Raw genomic sequence first — 16,011 nt, 5'->3', positions numbered from 1 at the left:
TGATCGGAGCAGATCATGAATAACAACAACAAAGACCAAAGCCTTACGCAGATTGAAACCCACGGGGTCGAACAGATCCCGGACAACGAACGCACCGCCGGTCCCGTGGACTTGTTCCGCATGATCTTTGGCGGCGCGAATACCTTTGCCACCGCCGTGCTCGGCAGTTTCCCGGTGCTGTTTGGCCTGTCGTTTCAGGCGGGCGTCTGGGCGATTGTTTCGGGCGTGCTGCTTGGCTCGCTGATCCTCGCACCGATGGGTCTGTTCGGCCCGCTCAACGGCACCAACAATGCCGTGTCGTCCGGTGCGCACTTCGGCGTGCACGGGCGGATCGTCGGTTCGTTCCTGTCGCTGCTGACCGCCATCGCCTTCTTCTCGCTCTCGGTGTGGAGTTCGGGAGATGCGCTGATCGGTGGTGCAAAACGCCTGATCGGCCTGCCGGAAACCGACCTGACTCTGGGCCTGGCCTACGGTCTGTTCGCGATTCTGGTGCTGACCGTGTGCATCTACGGCTTCCGCTTCCTGCTGTGGGTGAACAAGGTCGCGGTGTGGAGCGCGAGCTTGCTGTTCCTGCTGGGCATCTTTGCCTTCGCCGGTCCCTTCGATTCGCACTACGCCGGCACCGTCAGCCTCGGTCAGCCGGGCTTCTGGGCAGCCTTCATCGGCGCCGCGCTGGTGGCCATGAGCAACCCGATTTCCTTCGGCGCGTTCCTCGGCGACTGGGCCCGCTATATCCCGCGTGAAACCTCGCGCAAGCGGATCATGGCGGCAGTGGTTTTCTCGCAGATCGCCACCTTCATCCCGTTCCTGTTCGGCCTGACTACCGCCACCATCGTGGCGATCCAGGCACCGGACTACATCGCGGCCAACAACTATGTCGGCGGTCTGCTGGCGGTGTCGCCGAGCTGGTTCTTCCTGCCGGTGTGCCTGATTGCGGTGATCGGCGGCATGTCCACCGGCACCACGTCGCTGTATGGCACCGGGCTGGACATGTCCAGCGTGTTCCCGCGCCTGCTGTCGCGAGTGAAGGCGACGTTGCTGATCGGCGTGCTGTCGATTGCCTTCATCTTCATCGGGCGCTTCGCGGCGAACCTGGTGCAGAGCGTGTCGACCTTCGCGGTGCTGATCATCACCTGCACCACCCCATGGATGGTGATCATGATCATCGGCCTGGTGGTGCGTCGCGGCTTCTACTGCCCGGACGACCTGCAAGTGTTCACCCGCGGCGAGCAAGGCGGACGCTACTGGTTCAGCCACGGCTGGAACTGGCGCGGTCTGGGCGCGTGGATCCCGAGCGCGGCGGTCGGCCTGTGCTTCGTCAACCTGCCGGGGCAGTTCGTCGGCCCGCTCGGTGAGTTGGCCGGCGGCATCGACATCAGCCTGCTGGTGACCCTCGGTCTGGCCTCGGTGATGTACCTGATGTTGCTGAGCCTGTTCCCGGAACCGGCGCTGGTCTACGGCCCGAAGGATCCCCGGAGCAAAGGCGCCCATGCGCCGGCTGAAGCGGCGCTGCGTCAGGCTGCCTGAATAATCGAATCGCCTGTGGGGGTCAGCCTTCTCCCACAGTGTTCCACCCCATAAAAAAGACAATCGGAGACACGCCATCATGGCTTTGGATTTATTCGTCGTCCTCATCTACGCGGCCGGCATGCTCTTGCTCGGCTATTTCGGCATGCGCAAGGCCAAGACCAACGAGGACTTCCTCGTCGCCGGGCGTAACCTCGGCCCGAGCCTGTACATGGGCACCATGGCCGCGACCGTTCTCGGTGGCGCGTCCACCGTCGGCACCGTCCGCCTGGGCTACGTGCACGGCATCTCCGGTTTCTGGCTGTGCGCGGCACTGGGTTGCGGCATCGTGGCGCTGAACCTGTTCCTGGCCAAGCCGCTGCTGAAACTGAAGATCTACACCGTTACCCAGGTCCTGGAAAAACGCTACAACCCGATGGCCCGCTCGGCGAGCGCGGCGATCATGCTGGCCTACGCGCTGATGATCGGCGTGACCTCGATCCTCGCCATCGGCACCGTGCTGCAAGTGCTGTTCGGCCTGCCGTTCTGGATTTCGGTACTGCTCGGCGGTGGCGTGGTCGTGGTGTATTCGGCCATCGGCGGCATGTGGTCGCTGACCCTGACCGACATCGTCCAGTTCATCATCAAGACTGTCGGCCTGATGTTCATCCTGTTGCCAATCTGCCTGTACAAAGTCGGTGGCTGGGACGAACTGGTGCTGAAACTGCCGGCCACCGCCTTCAGCTTCACCACCATCGGCTGGGACACGATCATCACCTACTTCATGATCTACTTCTTCGGCATCCTGATCGGTCAGGACATCTGGCAACGGGTGTTCACCGTCAAGAATGAAAAAGTCGCTCAGTACGCCGGTAGCTTCGCGGGCATCTACTGCATCCTCTACGGTCTGGCCTGTGCCTTGATCGGCATGGCTGCACATGTGCTGATCCCTGATCTGGACAACGTCAACAACGCCTTCGCCGCGATCGTCAAACTGTCGCTGCCGGACGGCATCCGTGGTCTGGTGATCGCCGCCGCTCTGGCCGCGATGATGTCCACCGCCAGCGCCGGCCTGCTCGCCGCCGCCACTACCCTGACCGAAGACTTGCTGCCGAAACTGCGTGGCGGCAAACAGTCGAGCCTGGGTGTGAACCGTCTGTTCACCCTGCTGACCGGTGTCGTGGTGCTGGGTATTGCTCTGGTTGTGAACGATGTGATCAGCGCCCTGACCCTCGCGTACAACCTGTTGGTGGGCGGCATGCTGATCCCGCTGATCGGTGCGATCTTCTGGAAACGCGCAACCACCGCCGGCGCCATCGCCAGCATGGGCCTGGGTTTCGCCACTGCCCTGCTGTTCATGTTCAAGGACGGTCTGGATGCCAACACGCCGATCTACTACAGCCTGGCTGTGGGTCTGGTGAGTTTTGTGGTGGTCAGCCTGTTTTCCCGTCGCCCGGCGACCGTGGCGAGCGCGATCTAAGCTGAAGCGGTAGCAACAACTTTCTTCGACGGGTGTGGCGTCGGTTGCCACACCCGTTTTTTTTCGTCTGGAGAAAATGCTTGATGAAGATTGTTTCTCGCGATCAGTGGTTCGAAGTGCAAAACCTGAGCGACGGCATTCGGCTGATTCACGAGCCGTTCATCCGCCCGTTCTACCGCTGCAACCTGTGGCACGTTCAGGGGCGGGACAAGGATCTGCTGCTCGACAGCGGTTCCGGCCTGGTGAGCCTGCGCGAGCAACTGCCGTGGCTGACCGAGCGGCCATTGGTGGCAGTGGCCAGTCATTGCCATTTCGACCACATCGCCGGGCATCACGAGTTTGCCGAACGGCTGGTGCATCCCGCCGAGGCGGACATTCTGGCGGCGCCAGATGGCGAGAATGACTTGAGTCGCGCCTTCGTCGGCGACGACATGTTCGAAGCGCACCCGGACTGCCCGTTGTGCTACGCCGAATACCGGGTCAAGGCAGCGCCGGCCACCGGGTTTGTCGAGGACGGCGATGTGCTGGACCTCGGTAACCGCACGTTGCAGGTGCTGCACACGCCAGGGCATTCACCGGGCGGGATCAGCCTTTACGAAGCGGCCACGGAAACCCTGTTCAGCGGCGACATCATCTACGACGGGCCGTTGATCGAGGACGCCTACCACTCGAATCTTGAAGATTACGCCGCCAGCCTGCGTCGTTTGCAGGGGTTGAAGATCCGTACGGTGCATGGCGGGCACTTCGGCAGTTTTTCCGGAGAACATTTGCGCGGGATGATTGACGAATGGTTGCGCCGCCACGCCTGAGGCCTGCTGTACTTCAGTCAGACCAACAACCATAAAGATCTGCCATGAGAAGAGCTGCCGTGCGTGCTGCCGTGCACCGGTTCATCCTGCGTCTGCTGGAAAATCGTGAATTCGACGACAACACCAGCCTCGCGCAGCTGGGGCTGGAAAAAGCGGATATCGAAGATCTGATCTTCCACCTGGAAGATGAATTCGGACTGACGGCCTTCACCGCCGAAGAGGACCGGATGCTCAAGACCGCGAAAACCGCGAATGACCTGAGCCGGTTTCTGATGGAAATCGGGCGTCACTGAAAACAAAAGATCGCACCCGGTCGCTACTCCATGGAGTGGCGACCGGGTGCGATCTTTTGTCGTTTAAATCCTTTGATCCTTCAAAGCGGGGCATTACCGCCGACGTGGCTGACGCCGACGCTGTTCGTCATCGGTGCGAATCGGGACCGGTTGCAGAGGCGGTTCGATCAAGCCGAGGGCAACACCCAAATCGTGCAGCCAGTTTTGAATTTTCTCTTTCATCGTCATGCCCCCTTCAGGGTGGTGCTGAGCGTCCGGAATTCTGAGGCCGCTTCGCACTGATAATAGTCCGAAGTCCTACGCAATGCTCGGCCAAATCCGCAATGATCTGTTACCAGATTGATCAGAATCCCTGACCGATCGTTCAAGCAATTTCCCGGGTGTCTTCGCCAGCCACGGGATAGAGCGCCTGCTGCTGTTCGATCCACGCATTGAGGTTGGCGCCAACCATGCCCCGGCGCCACATGAGCCATGTTGTCGCACTGGCAAAAGGCTCGGCCAGGGGATGCACCGCCACGCTTTCGCGCCCCGGAAGACTGGCGAGCATCGACTCCGACATCAGCGCCACACCGCTGCCGGCAATCACGCAGGCGAGCATGCCCTGATAGGACTCGATCTCCATCGCCCGGCCCATCGCCGCCTGATAGTGGGCGAACCACGCTTCAAGACGCGCGCGATAGGCGCAGCCATGGCGAAAGGTGAACACCGCCCGCCCTTCGACATCCCTGGCGTTGCGTATCGGCGGGTGATCGGCCTCGCTGATCAGCACCAGCCGTTCGTTGCACAGCGGCACACCGTCGATCCCGGCCAGTTGCGGCGGGCCATCCACTAGCGCCGCGTCGAGACGACCGGTGAGCAGGCCTTCGAGCAATTCACCACTGGGCCCGGACTGCACCTGAAGATTCACCGCCGGATATTGCTTGTGATACCGCGCGAGCAGCGCCGGCAAATGAATCGCCGCCGTGCTGTACAGCGTACCGAGCACGAAATCCCCCGCCGGCTGCCCGCCCATCACCGCCGCACTGGCCTGATCGCGCAGGGCGAACAGTTTGCCGGTGTAGTCCAGCAGGACTTTTCCCGCAGGCGACAACTGCAAACGCTGACGCTCGCGTACGAACAGTTCGACACCCAGTTGCTCCTCCAGCTGTTTGAGCCGGGTCGACAGGTTCGACGGCACGCGGTGCAAACGTTCGGCGGCGCGGGTGATCGAGCCCTCCTCCGCCACGGCCTGGAAGATCCGCAATTGGCTGAACTCCACAACCTTTCTCCTGAACAGAACAAGTTACTCACTATTATTCAATTTTAAAGAAAGTCAATCAGTCTTAGCCTGACGGTCATTGAACCTCCAACGGAATTCAGACCATGTCCCCGCTGATTCGCTTATCCGCCTGTTTCATTGCCTTGATGATGGCCATGGGCATTGGGCGTTTCGCTCTCACGCCGCAGCTGCCGCACCTGCTCAGCGAAGGCCAGATCGACCTGACTGCCGCCGGTCTGATTGCGGCGGCCAACTACCTCGGTTACCTGCTCGGCGCGGTGGATGCGATGTTTTCCCGTCGGCCCGATCAGGTGCAGCGACGCCTGCATGGTGGCTTGTGGTTGTGTGTGCTGCTGACGCTGGCGTCGTTCTGGGCCAACGGTTTCTGGTCGCACCTGTTGCTGCGTTTCGGCACCGGTGTGGCCAGCGCCTGGGTTCTGGTGATGATTACTGCGTTGAGTCAGCCACTGGCTGCGGCGGCGGGTCGCCCACGGTTGGGAGCGCTGGTGTTTGCCGGGCCGGGGCTGGGGATTTTTCTGACGGGATTGCTGGCGCTGTTCTCACATCTGGCGCAGCAGACTTCCGCGACTCTGTGGCTGATCTATGCCGCCGTGGCACTGGTGATGTTGCTGGCGATCGTGCGGTTCCTGCCGCAACCGGGCGTCGGTGTGCCGGCCGCACCGATTGCCGCGAGTTCGTCGAATCGCGGCATTGGGCGGTTGGCGGGGGTGTATGCCTTGTATGGCGTGGGCTACATCATTCCGGCCACGTTTCTGTCGCAGATGGCCAACGCGCAGTTTCACGGGCAATGGCAGGCCGATCTGTTCTGGCCGTGCTTCGGCCTCGGCGCTGCGATCGGGGTATTGCTGGTGAGTCTTCGTCGGCACGATCCGGAAACCACTCGGCACTGGTTGATGGCGACGTTGTGGCTGCAGGCTGCCGGGGTGTTAGCGTGCCTGTTGGGCAGCGGCCTCGGCCTGGCATTGGGCGTGATCCTGTGCGGCACGCCGTTCCTGGCCTGCATGCAACTGGTGATGCAACGCTCCCGGGAACTGGCGCCCCACGCCACCCAGCGCAACGCCGGCCTGCTCACCGCGTGCTTCGCCGTCGGTCAGCTCAGCGGGCCGTTGCTGGCGGCGGTCAGCAGCCATTTCAGCGGTGGCCTGCAACCGGCGCTGCTGATCGCCGGCAGCGGCCTGTTGATCGCCGGCGGTCTGGCGTGCAAATCGGTTACGGCTGACCGAGGGCTTTGCGCAAACGCCGACGCACCCACTGTTCCGCGCTGACGAAGGTGATGCCGAGCAACACCAGCACGGCACCGATGATGAAATTCAGGCTGAGTTCTTCGCCGAGCAGCACCACGCCGAACAGCGGCGTCATGAAGGAAAACACCGCGAGATTGGCCGCCAGATAACGGCGCAGCAGCCAGAACCAGGTCAGGTAACTGAAGAACGACACTATAAGGCCCTGGAACAGCACGCTGCCCACCGCCACGACAGTCAGACTGACGTGGGTGATCTGGCCGCTGAGCAGCGCGATCAGCAACAGGCCGATGAAACCGACAATCAACTGGTAGAACAGGGTCAGGGTCACCGGCGCTTCCGACAGGCGCGAGGCGCGCACCACCACGGTGGTCGCGCCCCAACTGGCGCCGGCCAGCACGCCAAGGGCATCGCCCATCAACATCCGGCGGTCGAGGTTGTCCCAGGACACGCCGCCGGCAAACGCCACGGCAATCCCGACGAACGCCATGAAGATCCCCAGCCATTGCACCGGCCGCAGACGCTCGCTCGGCAACAGGAAATGCACGCCCAGCGCGGTGAAGATCGGTGCGGTGTAGAGGAACACCGACATGTGCGCCGCGGTGGTCAACTGCAAGCCTTCGGAGATGAACAGGAACTCCAAACCGAACAAGGCACCGGCCAGCAAGCCGCCGCGCCATGTCGCCCCGACCTGATCCCAACCGCCCTTCCAGCAGATCAGCAGTCCTACCAGCAACGCGGAAATCCCCGACCGCCCCGCCGCTTGCATCACCGGCGCAATGTCGGTCGCCGCCCATTTGATCATCACCTGCTGCACGCCCCAGATCAGGCACAGGCCGATCATCACTTGCAGGGCAAAACCGTCGGCACTGCGCCGACTGACGCTCACCTCGACACCTCGAACACACACGACATGGCAGTTTTTCCAATGATCAAACAAAGCCCCGGCTCTTTGTCCGGGGCGAAAAAGGATGGCAGGGATTATCAACCAGTCGGACAGAAATTGCCGCCCGGCAAAGACATGGAGTTGCTCTGCTGCGTCATGCACACCGTCAACTTCGGCGAGCAGCCCAGAACCCGACCGTGCAGGCCAGCGCAGTGGCAAATGTCCCCCAGGCCCAATCCATCAGGGACACCTGCGCCGACCAGCCGCGCAATGTCGCCCAGTTGGTCAGGTCATAGGTGCCATAAGCCACCAGCCCGAGCAGCGCGCCCATCCGGGCGGCGCGTTGCCAGGTCAGCGACGGCAACACCACGAACACCACGCAGCCAAAAACGTACAGGCAATAAAAAACCGCTGCTGGCACCAGCAACGGTTTTTCGAGCATCAGCGAACCGAGCAGTTCGCGATAGGTCGGCGCCATCAACACACCGAGCCAGAGCCCGTCGAGCAGAAGAAACGCCAGCAACGTGGCGACGTAGGCAATCAGTGCTTTTTTCATCTGCCCGACCTCGAGTGAGCCCATGCAACATGGGCCACGGGAGACTCAGGTTAGTTCAATGCGATCGGCGTGAATGACGATCTGGCCGTTCTTGTACAACGAACCGATGGCCTTCTTGAAGTTGCCCTTGCTGACACCGAACAGACTGCTGATCAGCGCCGGATCGCTCTTGTCGCTGACGGCCAGAGTGCCGTTGCTTTCGCGCAATTTGGCGAGAATCTTCGAACTCAGGCTGCTGGCCGCTTCCTGCCCCACCGGTTGCAGGCTCAGGCTGATCTTGCCATCGGCGCGCACTTCCTTGATGAAGCCTTTCTCGCGCATGCCGGAACGCATGAACTTGAAGATTTCGTTCTTGTGAATCAAACCCCAGTGCTTGTTGTTGATGATCGCCTTGAAGCCCATGTCGGTGGCTTCGGCGACCAGCAGATCAACTTCCTGGCCCGCGCTGTAGTTGGCCGGGGTCTTGTCCAGATAACGATCCAGGCGCGCGGTCGCGGTGATGCGGCGGGTGTGCTTGTCGAGGTAGACATGCACCACGCAGTACTCGCCGGCGGTCATCTGGCGTTTTTCTTCGGAGTAAGGCAGCAGCAGATCCTTCGGCAGGCCCCAGTCGAGGAACACGCCGATGCTGTTGACTTCAACAACTTTCAAACTGGCAAATTCACCGACCTGAACTTTTGGTTTTTCAGTGGTGGCAATAAGTTTGTCATCGCTGTCCAGATAAATGAAAACATTGAGCCAGTCTTCATCTTCGCTGGGAATATCTTTAGGGATATAACGGTTGGGCAAAAGAATTTCGCCGTCGGCACCGCCGTCCAGATATAAACCGAAGTTAGTGTGTTTAACCACTTGCAAACTGTTGTAACGCCCGACTAAAGCCATTTCCAATACCCTCATTGCGTGGGCGGCATTCTACCCGGTTTTGCCGGGTTCGGCGGTCGTCAGATCGGACCGCCGAGTGAAAATCTGTGGGAGCCCTTGATTTTCCTGGATTTCGCGCCGCACGCGCGCCACTCGTCAGGCCAACGTGACGGCTTTAGCCTGATCCCGACGCAGCCAGGCATCCTCCAATCGAATAAATGTTGTTATTTAAAACAGCAGGTTAGCGGGATATTTCGAATAATTAATCGAGAATAATCCACCCGCACGCTGGGTTATTCCGGGGGATATTTACCAAGCAATTGTCAAGTTATTCCTGTACGATGCCTGGCCGAGTTACTTTTCTACAGGTTAATGGCCGCCATGCGTGTAAAAGCATCCACCAGCAAAGCAAAGCCAGCTCCAGCCGTTGAAACCAGCGAATCGATCAACGATCAGATCGCGGCATTCCTCAAGTCCGGCGGCGAGATCCAGCAAATTGCCAAGGGCGTCAGCGGCCAGACGTTCGGCCCGTCCAAGCAGATCAGCCTGGGCAAGAAGTAACACCCCGCAGCACACCTGTCCAAAGGCGCTTTGAGCTTCGAAGCGTCTGGACCGGATCCCTCGCAAGACCTCTCTTACGTTTAATCAAACATTCAAAACTGCAGAAATCGACGAACGGCCTTCGATGCCGATCATTCGCCGGTATCCTTGCACGCGTCTGGATCAAGCGTTTCAGCAGGTTTATCCGGCCTGCGCTCGCTGCTCAAGGAGTGACGCATGCTCAAATCATCCTGTTTATTGCTTGTAGGCCTTCTGGCGAGCCCGGCGGCGCACGCGCAGATTTTCCAGCGCGAACTCGGCGATTTCGACCTCAAGCTCGGCACCACGCCCAGCCGCAGCATGGCACAGGGGCTGGTCAAACCTTCGGCGGTTGGCTCGTTTCACGGTGGCCTGGACCTGAGCCACGACAGCGGCCTGTATGTCGGCCAGTACGCACCGAGCATGGGCCTCACGCCGGGGAAGAATCTCGAAATCGATTCCTATGTCGGTTTTAAACAACCTTTCGATCAGACTCTCGGCTATGAAGTCGGGATGATCCATTACAGCTATCCCAAAGTCGACACCCTCGACAGCCAGGAACTGTTCGGTGGCCTGACCCTGCTCGGTAGCCGGATCGGCATCGCCCTGAGCAACGATCCGGACAAACAGAACAACACCCTGTTTGCCGACCTGGGCGGCAATCAGCCGTTCGGCATCGGGATCAGCATGAAATACACCACTCATCAGCTCGACACGCCGGTCTCGGTGGACGGAGGTTATGTCAGCAGTTTTACCGATTGGTCGGTAAAATTTTCCCGGCCGTTCATGGGCATCGACCTCGACCTGATCTACAGCAATTCAAGCCTCAGCGGCAGCGATTGTTCGGCCTATTCCGGGCATAACAGTCAGTGCGACGGGCTGGTCACGCTCAAGGCCGAACGCCCGTTCTATTGATTGGCTGAACTGCCGGGTCCATCCTGCGTTCACATGAGAATCAGACCCCTAAGGCTGGCTTTCGCAAGGATTCGCCCATGTCTAGCTGGTTCAAACGCCTCGCCGTTCTACTGATCCTGACCCTCGCCCTCGGTGCCTGCAGCCGTGTCGGTCTGGCCTACCGCAATCTCGACGTGATCATTCCGTGGACGCTCAGCGACTACCTGGACATGAACGGCGAGCAGAAAGGCTGGTTCAACGAACGCCTCAAGGAACACCTGAGCTGGCACTGCACCACGCAGTTGCCGGGTTATCTCGACTGGCTCGATCGCCTGCAAACCATGGTCGAGACCAATCAGGTCACCGACGCCGCACTCCTGGCCCGCACCGCAGAAGCCAAGCAGGCGATCGCCGAAACCGCCCGGGAAATCACCCCGTCGGCGATTGAATTGCTGCAAGGGCTGGATGATCGGCAAGTTGCTGAAATGAACGACGCCTTCGCCAAGGACCTGCAAAAGCGTCAGCAGGAATACCTCAAACCGCCGCTGTCGCAGCAGATTGCCGAGCGCGGTGCGCGCATGGACAAGCGTCTCAACGACTGGCTCGGCCCGTTGAGTCCTGCTCAAGAGCAACGCGTGATGGCCTGGTCGACCGCTTTGGGCGATCAGAACACCCAATGGATCGCCAACCGCGCCCATTGGCAGAAACAGTTCAGCGCTGCGGTAGCGCAACGCAAAAGTCCTGAATTCCCACAGCGGATCGAGACGCTTCTGGTCAATCGCGAGCGTTTATGGACAGCGGATTATCAAAAGGCCTACGCCAATACCGAGGCACAGGCCCGTTCACTGTTCGTGGATCTGATGGCCGACAGCACGCCGCAGCAGCGTCAGCGCCTTTTGAAAAAGATCGAGGGGGTGCGCAAGGACTTCAATGATTTGAAGTGCCTGAAGGCAGCGCAAAAAAGCTGAGGCCACCGAAAAAACCATGTGGGAGCGAGCCCGCTCGCGATAGCGATTTGTCAGCCAACCTATATTTGACTGCCAAGCCGTTTTCGCGAGCAGGCTCGCTCCCACATGTGTTTTGTGCAAAGCCTCAGGCGATCTGCGCTTTGGATGCCACGTGATCAAACGTCGCCTCATCCAGCGCATCTTCCTGATCATCCAGCACTTCACGCGGATGATCATTGCCGGGAATGCTGCTGTCGATCAGGCTCAACAGGCTGGAGCCACGCGGGGTCAGGCTGAAGTTGTTGCCGGTGCTGCCTTCGTCATCGCCACGGGGCTGTATGTAACCGCGCAACAACAGCAGTTGCTCATAGTCGCAGGCCAGCGTTTTCAGGTGATCCAGATTCTCGATCGGCTGGCCCGCCGCCGCTTTCTCCGCCGCATAGTCTTCGGCAAAAGACCGTGGCGCAAAGCTGTGGCCCGCGCCGTTCTGCACTTCATGCAGCAGGCGTTCAATCAAATCCCAGTTATAAGTCGTCATCCTGATTCAACCTCCGGTGCGCGTTATTTTTTGGCGCGTTCACAGGTTGTGACCGGAGCACTGCGCCACCGTTCAGGATTATTCGGCGCCCCGACCGACCGGCGGTCTGTCGATTTCCCGGGTGGTTGAACGACTAGTCTGAGACAGACGGCTTCAACCCCCGCAGGAGAAATCATCATGAACGTTGAGAATCATCCGGTGGTGTCGCGCGAAGAATGGCTCGCCGCCCGCAAGCAGCATCTGGCCGACGAAAAGGCCTTCACCAGGGAGCGCGACCGCCTCAGCGCCAAACGCCGCGCCCTGCCCTGGGTGAAGGTCGACGAGGATTACCGCTTCATGGGGCCGAACGGCGAATTGAAACTCGCCGATCTGTTCGGCAAACACAGCCAACTCGTCGTTTACCACTTCATGTTCGCCAAGGGCTGGGAGGAAGGCTGCCCGGGCTGTTCATTCCTCAGCGACCACATCGACGGCGCCAACCTGCACTTGGCCCATCACGACATCACGCTGGTAGCGGTGTCCCACGCACCGTTCGCCGAGTTCCAGGCCTTTAAGCGGCGGATGGGCTGGACGTTCGACTGGGTTTCGTCGGCTGGTTGCGATTTCAACTACGACTTTGGCGTGTGTGCTCGCGCTGAGGATGTCGAAGCAGGCAAGGCTACGTACAACTACGAAAAGACCGACAGCGCCGAGGAAGAAATGCCCGGTCTGAGTGTGTTTTATCGCGCCGACAACGGCGAGATTTTCCACACCTACTCGACCTATGCCCGCGGCCTCGACCTGCTGGTCGGTGCCTACAACTACCTCGACCTCACGCCCAAGGGTCGGAACGAGGACGAGATCATGGAATGGGTGCGGCACCATGACCGCTACGACGGCGCCGTAAAATCCGGTTGCTGCCATGGAGACTGAGCCCCAAACACACTGAACTTTTCACGGGTGACAGCCCTCAACCGGTTAACCCGCCTTAACCGGAACTGAGGCCTGCCCCCATGAAGATCCTGCTCAAGCTCACCCTCGCCGCCACGCTCGCCTGCGCCCTGCCCGTCTGGGCCTGTACGCCGGAAGAAGCCACCGCCAAACGCGAGCAACTGGCCCAGGAAGTCGCGAAGATCACCGAGCAAAACCCGACCAAGGCCAAGGAAATCAACGCCGAGTTGCAGAAAATGGACTTGGGCACGGCCTCCGCCGATCTGCCGGACAAATGCCAGTTGATCGATCAGCGCTTGAAAGAGCTGGGTTCGGCCGAGAAGAAAACCGAGGGATAACACCCGCTCAGACAACGGCAGGCTTTGGCATCGATCAGGCTAAATCGATACCAAAGCCTGCTTCCTTTTGCCCGTAAATTTGCATTAGTGCATTTTATTATTTGCACAAATGCATATTCACACCTAGGGTTACCCCGAGCCTGATCGGAACCGGCCATCGGAGATGGCAACCCTTGAACACCGATCGCTCGGCAATACCGTTATCCCGCAAACGCGGAACGTTTGTTTTCATTCATGGAGGATTGAAAAATGTTAATCACTGAAACAACGGCATTCACCGGCAATACCCTGCCCGAATGTCTGATCGGCCATCTGCTCGACCCGCAACTGGTCGAGGTCGAAGCGGCTGTTCAACAGCGCGCACTGGCCGCCGCCAGCCTGAACTTCACCATGCAGCAACAGACCCAGACCAACTGGTGCTGGGCCGCCGCTTCCGCCTCGGTCGGCAATTATTACGGCACCGGGTCCTGGACCCAATGCGCCGTTGCCAGCGCCGCGCTGGATCGCAACTGCTGCAATCAACCGGGGCCGTGCAACGTGTACGGCTATCTGGACGTAGCGCTGAAGATCACTCGCAGTTTCAACGGCATGAATTCGGGTTCGCTGCAGATGTCGGCCATCCAGACCCAGATCAACATGGGTCGCCCGATCGGCCTGCGCTGCGCGTGGTACGGCGGCGGTGCGCACTTTCTGGCGATCTACGGCACCAACGGCAATTACGTGCTGGTCGCGGATTCGATCTACGGCTATTCGACCCGTGCGCTGAGTTCCTTCCCCGGTTCCTACAACGGTGGCGGCAACTGGACCCACACTTACTTCACGGCGAAAAACTAGGAGGGCGACATCATGCAACTGACTTATCCAAAGGCGCCTTCCAACGGCGTACAGACCTTGCGTCCGGCCCTGCAGGCCGCGTTGCAGACTCAGGGTTTCGGCGTCAATCGCCAATTCGCCAGTGCTGCGCCTGCCGGGATCAGCCTCAGCGAGGCCTATCGCGGCTACTCGCTCAGTCTGGACGACCTGAGCCAGGGCAAAGGCCTGAAAAACGCCCGCGTGGGTGACTGGCATTACCTGGTGTTTTCCGGCGGTGTGTCGATTGCCGACGCGCAATTGGCCGAAGTACGCGGTCACGTCGAGTTCGCCTCGTTGAACCACGGCAACCTGGCGGCCGCCACGGTCGATGCGCTGAAACTGGCAGAGCAATCGCCGCAACTGAAGGGCAAAACCGTTGAGCTGCGGATGCTGTTTGTGTCGGCGCTGCACCTCGTGGCGATCTGGCTGCATGCGGCGGGTGAAGACGTACTGATCCCGATCGAGCCAACGCCAAAAGAGCTGGCACTGAACGGGCTGTACAGCGAGGCCGCCCTGCTCGCTCAGCTCAAACCGGCAGCCGATCAGGCGAAGCGGCGATTTGATGCCGACACCACTGGCCTGCTGGGCAGCTGATAAATGCTGGCAATAAAAAAACCCGGACCATGCCCGGGTTTTTCTTTGCCTGCCTGAAACGACTTATTCAGCCGCTGGCGCTGCCGGCTTGCGGCGTTTCAGCGGGGCCATGCCGTCGCTGCTCACCAGAGAATCCGGCTTCGGACGGTTGGCGCTCTTGCGCTTGGTCGGGGTCTTGGCGGCGGTTTTCTTCTTGTCGCCCTTGGCGTCGGTCTTTTTCTTCTTCACGCCGACGGCCTTGCCCGAGGCCTTGACCTTTTTCGGTCCGCCGTAGGTGCCTTTGACTTCCTTGATGGTGCGGCGCTCGAAGCTCTGCTTCAGGTAGCGCTCGATGCTCGACATCAGGTTCCAGTCGCCGTGGCAGATCAGCGAGATCGCCAGACCGTCGTTGCCGGCACGGCCGGTACGACCGATGCGGTGTACGTATTCGTCGCCGCTGCGTGGCATGTCGAAGTTGATCACCAGATCCAGGCCATCAACGTCCAGACCACGGGCCGCCACGTCGGTGGCCACCAGGATCTTCACGCCGCCCTGCTTCAGACGGTCGATCGCCAGTTTGCGATCCTTCTGGTCTTTCTCGCCGTGCAGCACGAACGCTTTGTATTCCTGAGCGACGAGGCGACCGTAGATGCGGTCGGCCATGGCCCGGGTGTTGGTGAAGACGATGGCCTTCTGGTAGGTCTCGTTGGCCAGCAGCCAGTTCACAATCTGTTCTTTGTGCTGGTTGTGGTCGGCGGTGATGATCTGCTGACGGGTGGTGTCGTTCAGCTGGCTGACCGCGTTGAGCTGCAGGTGCTCAGGGTTGTTCAGCACCTTGGCGATCATCTCGCGCAGGCCGGAACCGCCGGTGGTGGCGGAAAACAGCATGGTCTGCTGACGGTTCGGGCATTCGTCGACCAGACGCTGCACGTCTTCGGCAAAACCCATGTCGAGCATGCGGTCGGCTTCGTCGAGCACCAGCACTTCGACTTCTTTCAGGTCGAGGTTGCCGGCGTTCAGTTGCTCGATCATCCGGCCCGGCGTACCGATCAGGATGTCCGGCACCTTGCGCAGCATGGCGGCCTGGACCTTGAAGTCTTCACCACCGGTGATCAGGCCGGACTTGATGAAAGTGAACTGCGAAAAGCGCTCGACTTCCTTCAGGGTCTGCTGGGCCAGCTCGCGGGTCGGCAGCAGGATCAGGGTCTTGATGCTGACGCGGATCTTGGCCGGGCCGATCAGGCGGTTGAGGATCGGCAGGACGAAAGCGGCGGTCTTGCCGCTACCGGTTTGCGCCGTCACCCGCAGGTCACGCCCCTGAAGCGCCAGCGGAATGGCCGCGGCTTGCACAGGCGTTGGCTCGACAAATTTCAGCTCGGCCACGGCTTTGAGCAGGCGTTCGTGCAGGGCGAATTGGGAAAACACGGGTGCTACCTCGAAGATATGCAA

The 16,011-nt window shown here is 60.2% G+C and carries 19 protein-coding genes; 12 read left to right on the top strand and 7 right to left on the bottom strand.

Features of this window, described 5'->3' with window-relative positions; all coding sequences use genetic code 11:
* Positions 1-15: 15 nt before the first annotated feature.
* The 4 genes from QR290_RS08765 to QR290_RS08750 all read left to right on the top strand — a co-directional run bounded on the left by QR290_RS08765 (position 16) and on the right by QR290_RS08750 (position 4,088).
* Positions 16-1,527 carry a purine-cytosine permease family protein gene (locus tag QR290_RS08765; RefSeq protein ID WP_115076949.1) on the top strand — a complete coding sequence of 504 codons (1,512 nt, stop codon included), beginning with the start codon at positions 16-18 and terminating at the stop codon, positions 1,525-1,527.
* Between the two features lie 79 nt (positions 1,528-1,606).
* Positions 1,607-2,986, top strand: a complete 1,380-nt coding sequence (locus QR290_RS08760; RefSeq protein ID WP_115076948.1) for a sodium:solute symporter — start codon at positions 1,607-1,609, stop codon at positions 2,984-2,986.
* Positions 2,987-3,069: 83 nt separating this feature from the next.
* A complete protein-coding gene (locus QR290_RS08755) occupies positions 3,070-3,795 on the top strand; it encodes an MBL fold metallo-hydrolase (RefSeq protein ID WP_289204729.1) in 726 nt (241 codons plus the stop codon).
* A 44-nt stretch (positions 3,796-3,839) separates the two neighbouring features.
* On the top strand, positions 3,840-4,088 hold the full coding sequence (locus tag QR290_RS08750) for a hypothetical protein (protein WP_007956577.1): 249 nt from the start codon (positions 3,840-3,842) through the stop codon (positions 4,086-4,088).
* A gap of 93 nt (positions 4,089-4,181) precedes the next feature.
* Here QR290_RS08750 and QR290_RS08745 read toward each other — a convergent pair whose 3' ends face one another.
* On the bottom strand, positions 4,182-4,310 hold the full coding sequence (locus QR290_RS08745) for a PA1414 family protein (RefSeq protein ID WP_003184145.1): 129 nt from the start codon (positions 4,308-4,310) through the stop codon (positions 4,182-4,184).
* 142 nt (positions 4,311-4,452) lie between these two features.
* Positions 4,453-5,346 (bottom strand): putrescine utilization regulator PtrR, encoded by an 894-nt coding sequence (gene ptrR, locus QR290_RS08740; RefSeq protein ID WP_115076946.1) that lies wholly within the window; start codon positions 5,344-5,346, stop codon positions 4,453-4,455.
* 104 nt (positions 5,347-5,450) lie between these two features.
* On the opposite strand from ptrR, the gene QR290_RS08735 reads away from it, so the two are divergent.
* Positions 5,451-6,632, top strand: a complete 1,182-nt coding sequence (locus tag QR290_RS08735) for an MFS transporter (protein ID WP_289204728.1) — start codon at positions 5,451-5,453, stop codon at positions 6,630-6,632.
* Here the strand turns inward: QR290_RS08735 and QR290_RS08730 are convergent.
* From QR290_RS08730 to QR290_RS08720, 3 genes are all read right to left on the bottom strand, one after another.
* A complete protein-coding gene (locus QR290_RS08730) occupies positions 6,577-7,497 on the bottom strand; it encodes a DMT family transporter (protein ID WP_289204727.1) in 921 nt (306 codons plus the stop codon). The two genes, QR290_RS08735 and QR290_RS08730, sit on opposite strands and share 56 nt — an antisense overlap.
* A 163-nt stretch (positions 7,498-7,660) precedes the next feature.
* The gene (locus QR290_RS08725) at positions 7,661-8,050 is read right to left on the bottom strand and encodes a DUF2177 family protein (RefSeq protein WP_115076943.1); all 390 of its coding nucleotides are present in this window, start codon (positions 8,048-8,050) and stop codon (positions 7,661-7,663) included.
* Positions 8,051-8,095: 45 nt separating this feature from the next.
* Positions 8,096-8,932 (bottom strand): CvfB family protein, encoded by an 837-nt coding sequence (locus QR290_RS08720; protein WP_289204726.1) that lies wholly within the window; start codon positions 8,930-8,932, stop codon positions 8,096-8,098.
* Between the two features lie 351 nt (positions 8,933-9,283).
* Here QR290_RS08720 and QR290_RS08715 point away from each other — a divergent pair, with 351 nt between their 5' ends.
* The 3 genes from QR290_RS08715 to QR290_RS08705 all read left to right on the top strand — a co-directional run bounded on the left by QR290_RS08715 (position 9,284) and on the right by QR290_RS08705 (position 11,352).
* Entirely contained in the window at positions 9,284-9,472 is a 189-nt protein-coding gene (locus QR290_RS08715; RefSeq protein ID WP_016985943.1) for a hypothetical protein, read from the top strand.
* Positions 9,473-9,688: 216 nt separating this feature from the next.
* Complete coding sequence (locus tag QR290_RS08710) at positions 9,689-10,405, top strand: TorF family putative porin (RefSeq protein ID WP_289204725.1); 717 nt, start codon at positions 9,689-9,691, stop codon at positions 10,403-10,405.
* A 77-nt stretch (positions 10,406-10,482) separates the two neighbouring features.
* Positions 10,483-11,352, top strand: coding sequence for a DUF6279 family lipoprotein (locus tag QR290_RS08705; protein WP_289204724.1), 870 nt, complete (start codon positions 10,483-10,485; stop codon positions 11,350-11,352).
* Positions 11,353-11,476: 124 nt separating this feature from the next.
* On the opposite strand, the gene QR290_RS08700 is transcribed toward QR290_RS08705, so the two are convergent.
* Entirely contained in the window at positions 11,477-11,869 is a 393-nt protein-coding gene (locus tag QR290_RS08700) for a transcriptional regulator (protein ID WP_289204723.1), read from the bottom strand.
* Positions 11,870-12,046: 177 nt separating this feature from the next.
* On the opposite strand from QR290_RS08700, the gene QR290_RS08695 reads away from it, so the two are divergent.
* From QR290_RS08695 to QR290_RS08680, 4 genes are all read left to right on the top strand, one after another.
* The gene (locus QR290_RS08695; RefSeq protein ID WP_115076938.1) at positions 12,047-12,781 is read left to right on the top strand and encodes a DUF899 domain-containing protein; all 735 of its coding nucleotides are present in this window, start codon (positions 12,047-12,049) and stop codon (positions 12,779-12,781) included.
* Between the two features lie 80 nt (positions 12,782-12,861).
* A complete protein-coding gene (locus tag QR290_RS08690) occupies positions 12,862-13,137 on the top strand; it encodes a hypothetical protein (RefSeq protein ID WP_115076937.1) in 276 nt (91 codons plus the stop codon).
* Between the two features lie 249 nt (positions 13,138-13,386).
* Entirely contained in the window at positions 13,387-13,971 is a 585-nt protein-coding gene (locus tag QR290_RS08685) for a papain-like cysteine protease family protein (RefSeq protein WP_115076936.1), read from the top strand.
* Between the two features lie 12 nt (positions 13,972-13,983).
* Positions 13,984-14,583, top strand: a complete 600-nt coding sequence (locus QR290_RS08680; RefSeq protein WP_115076935.1) for a hypothetical protein — start codon at positions 13,984-13,986, stop codon at positions 14,581-14,583.
* 63 nt (positions 14,584-14,646) lie between these two features.
* Here the strand turns inward: QR290_RS08680 and QR290_RS08675 are convergent, their stop codons facing one another.
* On the bottom strand, positions 14,647-15,987 hold the full coding sequence (locus QR290_RS08675) for a DEAD/DEAH box helicase (protein WP_115076934.1): 1,341 nt from the start codon (positions 15,985-15,987) through the stop codon (positions 14,647-14,649).
* Between the last annotated feature and the right edge of the window lie 24 nt (positions 15,988-16,011).

Source organism: Pseudomonas fluorescens (assembly GCF_030344995.1).
Classification (GTDB): Bacteria; Pseudomonadota; Gammaproteobacteria; order Pseudomonadales; family Pseudomonadaceae; genus Aquipseudomonas; species Aquipseudomonas fluorescens_BF.
The sequence above is the reverse complement of the archived record's forward strand: the minus strand, read 5'-3'. Positions and strand labels throughout refer to the sequence as shown.

Bases quoted from the DNA above. Each gene is read 5' to 3' on its own strand.
- QR290_RS08760 (WP_115076948.1), top strand. From the start codon at position 1,607: ATGGCTTTGGATTTATTCGTCGTCCTCATCTACGCGGCCGGCATGCTC.
- QR290_RS08705 (WP_289204724.1), top strand. From the start codon at position 10,483: ATGTCTAGCTGGTTCAAACGCCTCGCCGTTCTACTGATCCTGACCCTC.
- QR290_RS08685 (WP_115076936.1), top strand. From the start codon at position 13,387: ATGTTAATCACTGAAACAACGGCATTCACCGGCAATACCCTGCCCGAA.
- QR290_RS08765 (WP_115076949.1), top strand. From the start codon at position 16: ATGAATAACAACAACAAAGACCAAAGCCTTACGCAGATTGAAACCCAC.
- QR290_RS08715 (WP_016985943.1), top strand. From the start codon at position 9,284: ATGGCCGCCATGCGTGTAAAAGCATCCACCAGCAAAGCAAAGCCAGCT.
- QR290_RS08710 (WP_289204725.1), top strand. From the start codon at position 9,689: ATGCTCAAATCATCCTGTTTATTGCTTGTAGGCCTTCTGGCGAGCCCG.
- QR290_RS08690 (WP_115076937.1), top strand. From the start codon at position 12,862: ATGAAGATCCTGCTCAAGCTCACCCTCGCCGCCACGCTCGCCTGCGCC.
- QR290_RS08750 (WP_007956577.1), top strand. From the start codon at position 3,840: ATGAGAAGAGCTGCCGTGCGTGCTGCCGTGCACCGGTTCATCCTGCGT.
- QR290_RS08720 (WP_289204726.1), bottom strand. From the start codon at position 8,932: ATGGCTTTAGTCGGGCGTTACAACAGTTTGCAAGTGGTTAAACACACT.
- QR290_RS08755 (WP_289204729.1), top strand. From the start codon at position 3,070: ATGAAGATTGTTTCTCGCGATCAGTGGTTCGAAGTGCAAAACCTGAGC.
- QR290_RS08695 (WP_115076938.1), top strand. From the start codon at position 12,047: ATGAACGTTGAGAATCATCCGGTGGTGTCGCGCGAAGAATGGCTCGCC.
- QR290_RS08725 (WP_115076943.1), bottom strand. From the start codon at position 8,050: ATGAAAAAAGCACTGATTGCCTACGTCGCCACGTTGCTGGCGTTTCTT.
- QR290_RS08745 (WP_003184145.1), bottom strand. From the start codon at position 4,310: ATGAAAGAGAAAATTCAAAACTGGCTGCACGATTTGGGTGTTGCCCTC.
- QR290_RS08680 (WP_115076935.1), top strand. From the start codon at position 13,984: ATGCAACTGACTTATCCAAAGGCGCCTTCCAACGGCGTACAGACCTTG.
- QR290_RS08700 (WP_289204723.1), bottom strand. From the start codon at position 11,869: ATGACGACTTATAACTGGGATTTGATTGAACGCCTGCTGCATGAAGTG.
- QR290_RS08735 (WP_289204728.1), top strand. From the start codon at position 5,451: ATGTCCCCGCTGATTCGCTTATCCGCCTGTTTCATTGCCTTGATGATG.